The sequence below is a fragment of the Pseudomonas brassicacearum genome, from assembly GCF_009601685.2.
GTDB classification, from domain to species: Bacteria; Pseudomonadota; Gammaproteobacteria; order Pseudomonadales; family Pseudomonadaceae; genus Aquipseudomonas; species Aquipseudomonas kilonensis_B.
In genome coordinates this window covers 5,377,027-5,389,776 of the sequence record NZ_CP045701.2, presented here as the reverse complement: position 1 = coordinate 5,389,776, position 12,750 = coordinate 5,377,027, and the positions used below count along the sequence as shown (strand labels likewise).

Genomic DNA, 12,750 nt, shown 5'->3' with positions numbered 1-12,750 from the left:
AGGCAGGACCCATGGCAAACGTGCAAAGCGGGAAAATGATCGTCGGTCTGGATATCGGCACTTCCAAGGTGGTGGCGCTGGTAGGCGAAGTCGCGGACGACGGCACGCTGGTCATCGTCGGGATCGGTACACACCCGTCCCGTGGCTTGAAAAAAGGCGTGGTGGTGAACATCGAGTCCACCGTGCAATCGATCCAGCGCGCCATCGAAGAGGCGCAACTGATGGCCGGTTGCCGGATCCACTCGGCGTTCGTCGGCGTGGCGGGCAATCACATCCGCAGCCTGAACTCCCACGGCATCGTGGCGATTCGTGATCGCGAAGTCAGCTCCGCCGACCTTGAGCGCGTACTCGACGCGGCCCAGGCCGTGGCGATCCCGGCGGACCAGCGGGTGCTGCACACCCTGCCGCAGGATTACGTCATCGATAACCAGGAGGGCGTGCGTGAGCCCCTGGGCATGTCCGGCGTGCGCCTGGAAGCCAAGGTCCACGTGGTGACCTGTGCGGTGAACGCTGCGCAGAACATCGAGAAATGCGTGCGCCGCTGCGGCCTGGAAATCGACGACATCATCCTCGAGCAGTTGGCCTCGGCCTACTCCGTGCTGACCGACGACGAGAAAGAACTGGGCGTGTGCCTGGTGGACATCGGCGGCGGCACCACCGACATCGCGATCTTCACCGAAGGCGCCATTCGCCATACGGCGGTGATCCCGATCGCCGGTGACCAGGTGACCAACGACATCGCCATGGCGTTGCGCACCCCGACCCAGTACGCCGAGGAGATCAAGATCCGTTACGCCTGCGCCCTGGCGAAGCTGGCCGGTGCCGGCGAAACCATCAAGGTGCCAAGCGTTGGCGACCGTCCACCGCGCGAGCTGTCGCGCCAGGCCCTGGCCGAAGTGGTCGAGCCGCGTTACGACGAGCTGTTCACGCTGATCCAGGCCGAACTGCGGCGCAGTGGCTACGAAGACCTGATCCCGGCCGGCATCGTGCTGACCGGCGGTACGTCGAAGATGGAAGGCGCGGTCGAGCTGGCCGAAGAGATTTTCCACATGCCGGTGCGCCTGGGCGTGCCCCATGGCGTCAAGGGCCTGGATGACGTGGTCCGCAACCCGATCTATTCCACCGGCGTGGGCCTGTTGATGTATGGCTTGCAGAAACAGTCCGACGGGATTTCGTTCTCAGGCATCGGCAGCCGCGACAGCTACAGCAGCGAAGAGCCGAAGGCACCGCTGTTCGAGCGGCTCCAGGCCTGGGTCAAAGGCAACTTTTAAGTTCCAAAGCTTCAAGCGGCAAGTTTCAGGCTTGGCGCTGGAAGACGCAGCAAACGCAGTAGGCGAAAAAACTAGAGAATGAAAGGAGAGGGAAAATGTTCGAACTCGTAGACAACATCCCCGCTAGCCCGGTTATCAAAGTAATCGGTGTCGGCGGTGGCGGCGGCAACGCTGTCAACCACATGGTCAAGAGCAACATTGAAGGCGTTGAGTTCATCTGCGCCAACACTGATGCCCAGGCGCTGAAATCCATCGGCGCGCGGACCATCCTGCAATTGGGTACTGGCGTGACCAAAGGCCTGGGCGCCGGCGCCAACCCTGAAGTCGGTCGTCAGGCCGCTCTCGAAGACCGTGAGCGCATCGCTGAAGTCCTGCAAGGCACCAACATGGTGTTCATCACCACGGGCATGGGCGGCGGTACCGGTACCGGTGCGGCGCCAATCATTGCCGAAGTGGCCAAGGAAATGGGGATCCTCACCGTTGCGGTGGTGACTCGTCCGTTCCCTTTCGAAGGTCGCAAGCGCATGCAGATCGCCGACGAAGGTATCCGTCTGCTGTCTGAAAGCGTCGACTCGTTGATCACCATCCCTAACGAGAAGCTGCTGACCATCCTCGGTAAAGACGCAAGCCTGCTGTCGGCTTTCGCCAAGGCCGATGACGTACTGGCCGGTGCCGTTCGCGGTATCTCCGACATCATCAAGCGTCCGGGCATGATCAACGTCGACTTTGCCGACGTACGGACTGTCATGAGCGAAATGGGCATGGCGATGATGGGTACTGGCTGCGCCAGCGGTCCGAACCGTGCACGCGAGGCCACCGAAGCGGCCATCCGCAACCCGTTGCTCGAAGACGTGAACCTGCAAGGTGCACGCGGCATCCTGGTGAACATCACCGCCGGTCCTGACCTGTCCCTGGGTGAGTACTCCGACGTGGGTAGCATCATCGAAGCCTTCGCTTCCGAGCACGCGATGGTCAAGGTCGGTACCGTTATCGATCCGGACATGCGCGACGAGTTGCACGTGACCGTGGTTGCCACGGGGCTGGGCGCGAAAATCGAGAAGCCTGTGAAGGTCATCGACAATACCGTTCACACTTCCATGGCTGCGCAACCGCAACAACAAGCGGCTTCGCGCCAGGAAGCGCCTGCGGTGAACTACCGTGACCTGGACCGTCCGACCGTCATGCGCAACCAGGCCCAGGCCGGTACTGCGACTGCCGCGAAGATGAATCCGCAAGACGATCTGGATTACCTGGACATCCCGGCTTTCCTGCGTCGTCAGGCCGATTGATGAAATGTATCAGGGGGATACGGGTGATTGGTGTTCAGCAAAGGTCTGGTCTGCTATCATCGCCAGCCTTTGTTGATACCAGTTCGCAATTTGCGCTGAAGCGGCCCATGCCATGATTAAACAACGCACCCTGAAGAATATTATCCGTGCCACAGGTGTCGGCTTGCACTCCGGCGAGAAGGTCTACCTGACCCTCAAGCCCGCGCCTATCGATACCGGCATTGTGTTTTGTCGTGCCGACCTCGACCCTGTGGTGCAGATTCCTGCTCGCGCGGAAAACGTTGGTGAAACCACTATGTCGACCACACTGGTCAACGGTGACACCAAAGTGGACACGGTGGAGCATTTGCTCTCGGCCATGGCTGGCCTGGGCATCGATAACGCCTACGTCGAGCTCTCCGCGTCCGAAGTCCCGATCATGGATGGCAGTGCCGGACCCTTCGTATTCCTGATTCAATCGGCTGGCCTGGAAGAGCAGGACGCCGCCAAGAAGTTCATCCGCATCCTGCGGGAAGTGACAGTGGAAGACGGCGACAAGCGCGCCACTTTCGTCCCTTTCGAAGGTTTCAAGGTGAGCTTCGAGATCGATTTCGATCACCCGGTTTTCCGTGACCGCACCCAGAGTGCAAGCGTGGATTTTTCCAGCACTTCGTTCGTAAAAGAAGTCAGCCGCGCCCGTACCTTTGGTTTCATGAGTGACATCGAGTACCTGCGCAAGCACAACCTCGCACTCGGCGGCAGTGTTGAAAACGCGATCGTGGTCGATTCCGATGGTGTATTGAACGAAGACGGCCTTCGCTATGAAGACGAATTCGTCAAACACAAGATCCTCGATGCAATCGGCGACCTCTACCTGCTGGGCAATAGCCTGATTGGTGAGTTCAAGGGCTTCAAGTCCGGCCACGCACTGAACAACCAGCTGCTGCGCAAGTTGATTGAGCAGAAAGATGCTTGGGAAGTCGTGACGTTCGAAGATGCCAGCACTGCACCAATCTCTTACATGCGTCCTGTTGCGGCCGTGTAAGCAAAAAAACCTCTCTAGTTTTTGAAGGCTGCCTTTGGGTGGCCTTTTTTTATGGGCGCTTTTTTGGTGTGTATATCCATTGCTGCGGTAACGGCTGCTTATGTTTCCGCGCGAGCAGGCTCGCTCCCACATTCAAATCTTCAGTGAACCAAAACTTATGTCCACCACAGAACTACTGTGGGAGCAAAGCTTGCTCGCGAAGAGGCCAGCACATCCAACATCACCGCAAGCTGACACACCGCCTTCGCGAGCAGGCTCGCTCCCACATTTAAATCTTCAGTGAACCAAAACTTATGCCCAACACAGAACTACTGTGGGAGCGGGCTTGCTCGCGAAGAGGTCAGTACATTCAACACTTTCATCGACTGTGACACCGCCTTCGCGAGCAAGCTTTGCTCCCACAGATCTGACAGGTGTACGACCAGGAGAGCCAGGTCGGCTATCAGGCATGCCGAGCCTAGGCGAGGCACCGAGTGGTGGGGCAGAAGCGCTTCGGTTACTTTCGCCTGGGCCGGCTTTCGGATTTTCGAAAGTGACCCGCTGTAAGAGCGGAACCGCCAGTGGCCGTTACCGCAGCAACGGATATACACACTAAGTGAACAGCCACAGGGGGACCGTCACATCGCACAAACCACACGATTGCGCCCACTGGCCTTGGCCTGGTACAGCGCCTTGTCGGCAGCGAACATGAGTTGTTCGAGGTCGCCATACGGCCCTTGGGCCCAAGTGGCGATGCCGATGCTGACTGTCATGGGAGCCTCACCTTCGCGGACGGGCGGCAATCGTTCCACCGCTTCGCGAATGTTCTGGGCCATGGTAAAGGCTCCGGCGGTTGTGGTCTCCGGCAGTACTACCGAGAACTCCTCACCACCGTAGCGCGCTGCCAGGTCGGCCGGGCGACGGACATGCTTGCTGATCAACTGCGCCAAGGTTCGCAAGGCCTCGTCACCGCGTTGATGGCCAAGGCGATCATTGAAAGCCTTGAAGTGATCGGCATCGATCATCATGACGGACAGGGGCTGATCCGAACGCTGGGCACGCATCCATTCCTGTTGCAGTGTTTCGTCCAGGGTCCGGCGGTTGGCCAGGCCCGTCAGCGAGTCGACGGAGGCCCTTTGGGCCAATTCCCGCTCAGCGGCGTGGCGGCGTCGCAGTTCACGGCGCAACAGCCAGGTCAGCCAAAGCAGGCCAATGCACAGCGCGCCGGTGGCGCCACTGACCAACAATGCCGTGCGTCGCCATGACGCGAACACCTCTTGAGAGGAGAGCGCCACCACGACGATCAAGGGCAAGTTGCCCACCTGGGAAAAAGTGTACAGGCGCGGCGTCTGATCCTGGCCAGAAACACTGGTAAAACTGCCATTGCCTTCGCGCAGGATCCGCATGAAATTCGGTCGGTGACTGAAGTCCTGGCCTGTCAGGTCGTCGGCCAAGGGTGGCTCTTGTGCCAGGAGAATACCGTCGCGGCTGACCAGGTTGACCGTACCGCCATGACCAATGTTCAGGCTCTTGAACAATTGGTTGAAGTAGTTGAGGCGCATCGCGGCCTCGGCCACGCCCATGAACTCGCCCCGTTCGTCGCTCAGTCGATAGCTGAAACTGATGCGCCAGTCCTGCGCGTGACTTCTGGAGCGGAACGGGCGGCTGATCATCATGCCCGGGTTTGGATCCTGGACGTGGGACTGGAAATACTCCCGATCGGCATAGTTGCCTATACGCGGCGTGATCGAGGCGGAGTCAGCGATCACATCGCCGCGTTTGTCCAGCAGCAGGATGTCGCCTTTATAGGGGGCGGCGGTGGCGCGGTCGAACAGCGCCAGATGGCGAATCGCCGGCGAAACGTCTTTCAGGTCTTCGCGTTTGGCGGCGCTGACCAAACCTTGCAGCGACAGATCGTAGAGCTCCACGTTACGCAGCACATCGGCGTCAATCAGTTGCACGATATTGGTCGCCGCACGTGTCGCGGCCTGTTGTGCGGCGGCATGTTCGCGAATCAGCAGGAACGTCACGATGCTCAGGATGGCAATGACAACCAGCGAACTGGCCAGTACGAGTACCCATTCTGAACGTATCGAAGGCGGGGGGTTGCCGGGTGTCGCACTGCGCGCGCTCATGGGGCCGATATCTGCATTGTCATATGGCTGGGATCCGTCCCAAAGGATTGCAAACCGGCAATGAACCAAGTGCTGGCCTTTTACTGATTGTGCTTGGATCGGTGAGGGCGGGCAATCAGTGTTTGCACAATAAACTGGGTAGGCGTTGCCAAAGGCTGCGATCTGTTGATTTTGATCCAGTTGGCTTTCGCTCAGCATTCAATGCTGGAAAAGATCGAACCTTGTGGAGGCCTCAGGCTGGCAAGCGGATCCCGAACGTATTGGCGCCCTGGTCACTGTGCACAAATACCTCGCCACCATGCATCAGGGCGATGGCCTTGACGATGGCCAGCCCCAGCCCATGGTTGGCGCCACTGTTGCTGCGCGAGGCATCGACGCGATAGAAGCGTTCGAACAGGCGCGGCAGGTGCTCGCCGGCAATCGGTTCGCCGGGGTTGGTGACCGCGAGGGTGATGTGCTCGCCAAGGGCTTCGATGCGCACGTCGATCACTTGTCCGGGCGCGGTGTGCTGTACGGCGTTGCTCAGCAGGTTGATCAGCGCCCGACGCAGATGGGCGATCTCGATGTTGGCCCGGGCGTCACCGCTGACCCGGACCTGGACCTGGGCATCTTCCAGAATGAAATCCAGGTAGTCGAGGGTGGTCGCCACTTCGCTGGCCAGCGAAGTGCTGGTCAGTTTGGTGGCCTTGCTGCCTTGGTCCGCGCTGGCCAGGAACAGCATGTCGTTGATGATCGAGCGCAGCCGCTCCAACTCCTCGAGATTCGATTGCAACACTTCAAAGTAGTGTTCGGCCGAGCGCCCACGGGTCAGCGCAACCTGGGTCTGGCCGATCAAGTTGGTCAGCGGCGAGCGTAATTCATGGGCGACGTCGGCATTGAACGATTCCAGCCGCGAGTAAGCCTGTTCGACCCGGTCGAGGGTGGCGTTGAAGGAGCTGACGAACTGGTTCAGTTCCGGCGGCAAGGGCGACAGTTGCAAGCGTCCGGTCAGGCGGGGCGGGGCCAGGCGCCGGGCTTCATCGGACAGTTTGATCAGCGGCTTGAGGCCGATGCGCGCGACCCAGTAGCCCAGCAACGAAGCCAGGAGCACACCGACAATCGCCAGGCTCACCAAGGCCACCAGCAGGTGATGCTGGGTCTGGTAGAAGGTCTGGGTGTCGATGCCGATCATGAAGCGCAGCGGCGGACGCTGGTCCTTGGCCGGAAATTGGCTCACCAGCACTTTCATCGGGTAGTGCCGCTGGGGCAACGTCAGGTCGCGTTTGCCGAGGGCGCCTTGGGCGAAGGTGCGGATCTGCGCATCGGGATTGCCGTATTCAAAGCGTGGATCGTCGCTGACGATCCAGAAGTGGATGCGTTTGTCTTCTTCGCCGAGCAATCGCAGTTTGTTGTTGATCTTCACCCAATGTTCAGGCGTGCCGTAGCGGCCGACCATGGACTCCAGGACACTGTAGCGGGCATCGAGCTCGGCTTCGGGCAACAGGCCCAGGCCCTTGGCAACCTGTTGGTACAAGGCGCCCCCGATCAACAGGAACACCAGCGCCGCCACCAGCGTGAACATACCGCTCAGGCGCAGGGCGATGCTGTCAGGGACGCTCATCACTGCGACTCTCCAGCACATAACCCATGCCACGGATGGTGTGCAGCAGCTTCTGTTCGAACGGCCCATCGAGCTTGGCCCGCAAGCGCTTGATTGCCACTTCCACCACGTTGGCGTCACTGTCGAAGTTGATGTCCCAGACCATTTCGGCAATGGCGGTTTTCGAGAGAATCTCACCCTGGCGGCGGGCCAGAACGCTAAGCAGGGAGAACTCCTTGGCCGTCAGCTCCAGGCGTTGGCCGGCGCGTGTGGCCTTGCGGCTGATCAGGTCGATCCACAGGTCGGCGATGCTCACCTGCACCGGTTCGTGGCCGCCGCTGCGACGGGTCAGGGCTTGCAGGCGGGCCACCAGTTCGAGGAAGGAGAACGGCTTGCCCAGGTAGTCATCGGCGCCGTCGCGCAAGCCCTTGATGCGGTCCTCGACCCGTTCCCGGGCGGTGAGCATGATCACCGGCGTCTGTTTGCGGGCGCGCAAGGCCCGCAGTACGCCGAAGCCGTCCAGGCCCGGTAGCATCACGTCGAGCACGATCACCGCGTAGTCGGTTTCCAGGGCCAGGTGCAGCCCCTCGATGCCGTCCGGCGCCACGTCCACGGTGTAGCCTTGTTCGCTCAGGCCGCGGTGCAGGTAGTCCGCGGTTTTTTCTTCGTCTTCGATAATCAGAACGCGCATGGCCCTGCCTCAGTGGTCTGTGCTTGCCAGCGCCGCCATCGGCGCCGACCCTGGCTGATGGGCGGGTCGATGGAACAGTCGCTCCAGCCACAAGTATATGACCGGTGTGGTGAACAGCGTCAGCGCCTGGCTCACCAGCAGGCCGCCCACCACCGCGATGCCCAGGGGCTGGCGCAGCTCCGAGCCGGGGCCATAGCCGAGCATCAGCGGCAAGGCGCCGAGCAGGGCGGCCAGGGTGGTCATCATGATCGGCCGAAAACGTGTCAGGCACGCCTGGAAAATCGCCTCCTGGGGTGCCATGCCTTGGTTGCGCTGGGCATCGAGGGCGAAGTCGATCATCAGGATGCCGTTCTTCTTGACGATCCCGATCAGCAGCACCAGCCCGATCAGCGCCATGATTGAAAAGTCCTGGCCCAGCAGCCAGAGCATGATCAGTGCGCCGAGGCCGGCCGAGGGCAGGGTGGAGATGATCGTCAACGGGTGTACGAAACTCTCGTAGAGCACGCCGAGGATGATGTACACGGCCACCAGCGCGGCGAGGATCAGCCACGGCTGGCTGGCCAGCGAGCTTTGGAACGCTTGGGCCGCGCCCTGGAAATTGCCGGTAATGGCGGCGGGCATGCCGATTTCGTTCTTCGCCTGGTCGAGCAGGCGCACCGCGTCCCCCAGGGCCACGCCGGGCGCCAGGTTGAATGACAGGTTGGCGGCCGGGAACATGCCATCGTGGGCAATCGACAATGGACCGTTGCTCGGCGCATCGAAGCGGGCCAGGGCAGATAGCGGCACCATTTCCCCACTCAGGGGCGAACGCAGGTAGAAGTACGCCAGGCTTTCGGCCTTGCCGCGTTGTTGGGTGTCGAGCTCCAGGATCACGTTGTACTGGTTGGTCTCGGTCTGGAATTCATTGATCTGCCGCTGGCCGAAGGCGTCGTACAGGGCCTGGTCGACATCGGTGACGGTGAGGCCGAAACGCGCCGCCGCACTGCGGTCGATGTTGATGTGGGTGATGCTGCCGCCCAGTTGCAAGTCGTTGGAGATGTCACGGAACGCCGGGTTGCCACGCAGCTTGTCGGTGAGTTTTTGCGTCCAGGCGTTGAGGCTCGGCCCGTCGTTGCTCTTGAGCACGTATTGATATTGGGCGCGACTGGGGCCGGAGCTGAGGTTGATGTCCTGCCCGGCCCTGAGGTACAGCACCACGCCAGGGATCTTCAGCAATTGCGGGCGGATCCGGTCGATGAAGCCGCTGGCCGACACGTCACGCTCGCCCCGGGGCTTGAGGGCGATCCAGAAGCGGCCGTTGGCGATGGTCTGGTTGTTGCCCGAGACGCCGACGGAGTGGGAGAAGGTCTGCACTGCCGGGTCGGCGGCGACGATTTCGGCCAGGGCCTTGTGCTTGGCGACCATGTCCGGGAACGACACGTCGGCGGCGGCTTCGCTGGTGCCCAGTACCAGGCCGGTGTCCTGTACCGGGAAAAATCCCTTGGGAATGAACACGTAGCCCACCACCGCCAGGGCCAGGGTCAGGCCGAACACGCCGATCATCAGTTTCTGATGGGTCAGGGCCCGACGCAGGCCGCGCTCGTACCGGCCCAGCAGACGCTCGCCGAACCCCCTCTTGCTGTGGGCATGATGCACCGGGGCGCGCATGAACAGCGCGGCCAGGGTCGGCGCCAACGTGAGCGACACCACCACTGAAATCAGGATGGTCGAGGTGGCGGTCAGGGCAAATTCCTTGAACAGACGCCCGACCACGCCGCCCATGAACAGCAACGGAATGAACGCCGCCACCAGCGAGAAGCTGATGGAGACCACGGTGAAGCCGATTTCGCCGGAACCCTTGATCGCCGCTTCACGCATGCCTTCGCCGGCTTCCAGATGCCGGTGGATGTTCTCCACCACCACGATCGCATCGTCCACCACGAACCCCACCGAGATGACGATCGCCACCAGGGTCAGGTTGTTCAGGCTGAAACCCATCACGTACATCAGGGCGAAACTGGCGGTCAGCGATACCCCCAGCACCGCCGAGACAATCAGGGTCGCCGAAAGCTGGCGCAGGAACAGCGCCATTACCGCGACCACCAGCAGCACCGCGATCAGCAAGGTGATCTCCACTTCATGCAACGAGGCGCGGATGGTCTGGGTGCGGTCGATCAGGACCTTGACCTGCACGGCGGCGGGCAACATGGCTTGCAGGGTGGGCAGGGCCGCCTGGATGCGATCGACGGTCTCGACGATGTTCGCCCCCGGTTGCCGGAAGATCACCAGGTTGACCCCCGGCTCGTTGTCGGACCAGGCCTGCACGTAGGCGTTTTCCGAGCCGTTGACGACCTTGGCGATGTCCTTGAGGTGAACCGGTGCCCCGTCCTTGTAGGACACGATCAGTTCACCGTACTCCTCAGGCTGGAACAACTGGTCGTTGGTGGACAGGGTGGAAATGCTCGAATCGCCGTACAGGGCGCCCTTGGCCAGGTTGAGGCTGGCCTGCTGGAGCGCCAGGCGGATGTCTGCCAGGGTCAGGCCGATGGCGGCGAGTCGGTCAGCCGAGGCCTGGACCCGGATCGCCGGACGCTGCTGGCCGGTAATGTAGATTTGTCCTACGCCATCGATCTGGCTGATCTGACGCGAGAGTAGCGTTTCGACGTAGTCGCTCAGCTCGGTGCCGGGCATCAGGGAGGAGCTGACGCTGAGGATCAGCACCGGGCTGTCGGCAGGGTTGACCTTGCGCCAGGTCGGCAGGTTCGGCATGTCGTTGGGCAGTTTGCCGGCGGCGGTGTTGATCGCCGCCTGCACTTCCTGGGCGGCGGTGTCGATGCTTTTATCGAGGCTGAATTGCAAGATCAGGTTGGTCGAGCCCAGGGCGCTGCTGGAGGTCATCTGGGTGATGCCGGGAATGGCACTGAATTGCACTTCCAGCGGTGTCGCGACCGACGACGCCATGGTTTCGGGACTGGCCCCAGGCAACTGCGCGTTAACCTGGATGGTCGGGAATTCCGCCTGTGGCAACGGCGCGACGGGCAGGCGAGGAAACGCGATCACGCCCAGCAGTACCAGGGCAAATGTCAGCAGCACCGTGGCGATGGGGTGGTCGATGCACCACGCTGAAACCGAGCCGCGGCCCTTCATGGTTGCGGCGCCGAAGTCTTGGCCAGGGCGGGCGGATCACTGAGCACCTGGATGTGGCTGCCTGGCTTGAGCCGCGACTGACCGTCGCTCACCAGTTGATCGCCAGCGTTCACCCCTTTGATGATGTGCATGTCGCTGTCCTGGTAAACCATGACCACCGGCACGCTTTCGACCTTGTCGCCCTTGATCCGGTACACGAAATGTTGCTCCAGCCCGCGCTGGACCACGGTGGGAGGCACCACCAGGGCGTCCTTGTCGAGGGCGGTCTGGATCTTCAGCGTCACCAGTTGCCCGGGCCACAGCCGTTGCGCGGCATTGTTGAATTCAGCCTTGGCCCGCAGGGTCCCGGTGTTGGCGTTGATCTGGTTGTCGATGAGGCTCAGGCGCCCCTCGCCGAGCAGCTCCCCGGTGGCGCCATCGGCGCCGATATAGGCCTTGACCAAGGCTTGCTCGGGCGCCGCGATCAACCGTTGCAAGGTGGGCAGCATTTGCTGGGGCAGGGAGAATTCCACGGCAATCGGGTCGATCTGGGTCACCGAGAACAGGCCTTCGGTGTCGCTGGTGCGCAGGAAGTTGCCTTCATCCACGTTGCGAATGCCGACGCGACCGCTCACCGGGGAGCGGATCTGGGTGTAGGACAGTTGCACCTGCGCCGAATCGATGGCCGCCTGATTGCCCTGGGCGGTGGCCTTGAGCTGGTTGACCAGCGCCTGTTGCTGGTCGTAGGTCTGCTTCGAGACGCCATCATCGACGCTCAGCAATTTGTAGCGCTTGAGATTGATCTGGGCCACCGCCAGTTGGGCCTGGCTCTCGCCGAGCTGGGCCCTGGCCTGGTCGAGGCTGGCGCGGATCGAACGGTCGTCGATGGTCGCCAGCAGGTCACCCTTCTTGACCCGTTGTCCTTCCTTGACCAGCAGCCGGGTGAGGATGCCGTCGATCTGCGGCCGGATGACCACGCTGTGCAGCGACAGGACCGTGCCGATGCCGCTGGCAAAGCGCGGTACGTCCTTTTGCACCACGCTGACGGACCGTACCGGAACGGCGGGGGGAGCGCTGGGCCTGGCGGTCACGGGCTTGAGCGCAAACCAGAGGACGAGGGCCGCCAGGGCCACCAACGGCACGACGAGCAGGACAGTTTTCTTCTGGGTGCGCATGGATATGAAGGGCCGGTTCTGGACGCAGGAGTTGGAGCTTTCTTATATAGCGTTGCGAGCCGGTCAGGAAGGTGACGGCTAACTGACAGGCTTGTCAGTTTTGTCCCGGCTTGTCGTCGGATGAATGGTTGTGCTGGATGAAACTGCCCTGCGCGCTGTGATATCGGGCAGGTATACTGCCGCCTTTCGCGGCTCGCCCTTCGGGCCCGACTTGCATGCATGACCCGGAGCCTTACATGACTTCCCCGACACCTTCGCCTGCGGATGAACTCCCCGGCGGCGAACAGGCCGATTTGTCCGACAGCAATGTTTCCAGCGCCGAGGACGCCAAAGCGGCGATCCCTGCCTTCAAATTCCCGTTCAAACCCGGTGAACTGGCTGCGGCCAAGGGCGCCGGCCAGCAGCCGTGGTACAAGAACGGCGCGAAGAATGGCCATACCAAGACCCCGGGCGCCGCGCCTCCCGGCACGCGTCGTTCGATGGGCAAGCGCTGAAATCATCC

At 61.7% G+C, this 12,750-nt stretch carries 9 protein-coding genes; 4 read left to right on the top strand and 5 right to left on the bottom strand.

Features of this window, described 5'->3' with window-relative positions; genetic code table 11:
* Window positions 1–11 precede the first annotated feature (11 nt).
* From ftsA to lpxC, 3 genes are all read left to right on the top strand, one after another.
* Window positions 12–1,271 carry a cell division protein FtsA gene (gene ftsA, locus GFU70_RS23235; protein ID WP_058542749.1) on the top strand — a complete coding sequence of 420 codons (1,260 nt, stop codon included), beginning with the start codon at window positions 12–14 and terminating at the stop codon, window positions 1,269–1,271.
* A 95-nt stretch (window positions 1,272–1,366) separates the two neighbouring features.
* The gene (gene ftsZ, locus GFU70_RS23230; protein WP_153388875.1) at window positions 1,367–2,560 is read left to right on the top strand and encodes a cell division protein FtsZ; all 1,194 of its coding nucleotides are present in this window, start codon (window positions 1,367–1,369) and stop codon (window positions 2,558–2,560) included.
* A 112-nt stretch (window positions 2,561–2,672) separates the two neighbouring features.
* Complete coding sequence (lpxC, locus tag GFU70_RS23225; protein WP_003178240.1) at window positions 2,673–3,584, top strand: UDP-3-O-acyl-N-acetylglucosamine deacetylase; 912 nt, start codon at window positions 2,673–2,675, stop codon at window positions 3,582–3,584.
* Between the two features lie 617 nt (window positions 3,585–4,201).
* On the opposite strand, the gene GFU70_RS23220 is transcribed toward lpxC, so the two are convergent.
* From GFU70_RS23220 to GFU70_RS23200, 5 genes are all read right to left on the bottom strand, one after another.
* On the bottom strand, window positions 4,202–5,698 hold the full coding sequence (locus GFU70_RS23220) for a sensor domain-containing diguanylate cyclase (RefSeq protein ID WP_153388874.1): 1,497 nt from the start codon (window positions 5,696–5,698) through the stop codon (window positions 4,202–4,204).
* 232 nt (window positions 5,699–5,930) lie between these two features.
* Complete coding sequence (locus tag GFU70_RS23215) at window positions 5,931–7,298, bottom strand: heavy metal sensor histidine kinase (protein WP_153388873.1); 1,368 nt, start codon at window positions 7,296–7,298, stop codon at window positions 5,931–5,933.
* Complete coding sequence (locus tag GFU70_RS23210; RefSeq protein ID WP_058542753.1) at window positions 7,285–7,968, bottom strand: heavy metal response regulator transcription factor; 684 nt, start codon at window positions 7,966–7,968, stop codon at window positions 7,285–7,287. The genes GFU70_RS23215 and GFU70_RS23210 overlap by 14 nt, the downstream gene beginning before the upstream one ends.
* 9 nt (window positions 7,969–7,977) lie before the next feature.
* On the bottom strand, window positions 7,978–11,094 hold the full coding sequence (locus GFU70_RS23205; protein ID WP_153388872.1) for a multidrug efflux RND transporter permease subunit: 3,117 nt from the start codon (window positions 11,092–11,094) through the stop codon (window positions 7,978–7,980).
* Entirely contained in the window at window positions 11,091–12,248 is a 1,158-nt protein-coding gene (locus GFU70_RS23200) for an efflux RND transporter periplasmic adaptor subunit (RefSeq protein WP_058542755.1), read from the bottom strand. Before GFU70_RS23200 ends, GFU70_RS23205 begins: the two co-directional genes overlap by 4 nt.
* 236 nt (window positions 12,249–12,484) lie before the next feature.
* Between GFU70_RS23200 and GFU70_RS23195 the strand changes: the two genes are divergently transcribed.
* Window positions 12,485–12,742, top strand: a complete 258-nt coding sequence (locus tag GFU70_RS23195) for a hypothetical protein (RefSeq protein WP_153388871.1) — start codon at window positions 12,485–12,487, stop codon at window positions 12,740–12,742.
* Window positions 12,743–12,750 lie beyond the last annotated feature (8 nt).

Coding starts and splice junctions, on each gene's coding strand:
- lpxC (WP_003178240.1), top strand. CDS start 2,673: ATGATTAAACAACGCACCCTGAAGAATATTATCCGTGCCACAGGTGTC.
- GFU70_RS23215 (WP_153388873.1), bottom strand. CDS start 7,298: ATGAGCGTCCCTGACAGCATCGCCCTGCGCCTGAGCGGTATGTTCACG.
- GFU70_RS23205 (WP_153388872.1), bottom strand. CDS start 11,094: ATGAAGGGCCGCGGCTCGGTTTCAGCGTGGTGCATCGACCACCCCATC.
- ftsA (WP_058542749.1), top strand. CDS start 12: ATGGCAAACGTGCAAAGCGGGAAAATGATCGTCGGTCTGGATATCGGC.
- GFU70_RS23220 (WP_153388874.1), bottom strand. CDS start 5,698: ATGAGCGCGCGCAGTGCGACACCCGGCAACCCCCCGCCTTCGATACGT.
- ftsZ (WP_153388875.1), top strand. CDS start 1,367: ATGTTCGAACTCGTAGACAACATCCCCGCTAGCCCGGTTATCAAAGTA.
- GFU70_RS23195 (WP_153388871.1), top strand. CDS start 12,485: ATGACTTCCCCGACACCTTCGCCTGCGGATGAACTCCCCGGCGGCGAA.
- GFU70_RS23210 (WP_058542753.1), bottom strand. CDS start 7,968: ATGCGCGTTCTGATTATCGAAGACGAAGAAAAAACCGCGGACTACCTG.
- GFU70_RS23200 (WP_058542755.1), bottom strand. CDS start 12,248: ATGCGCACCCAGAAGAAAACTGTCCTGCTCGTCGTGCCGTTGGTGGCC.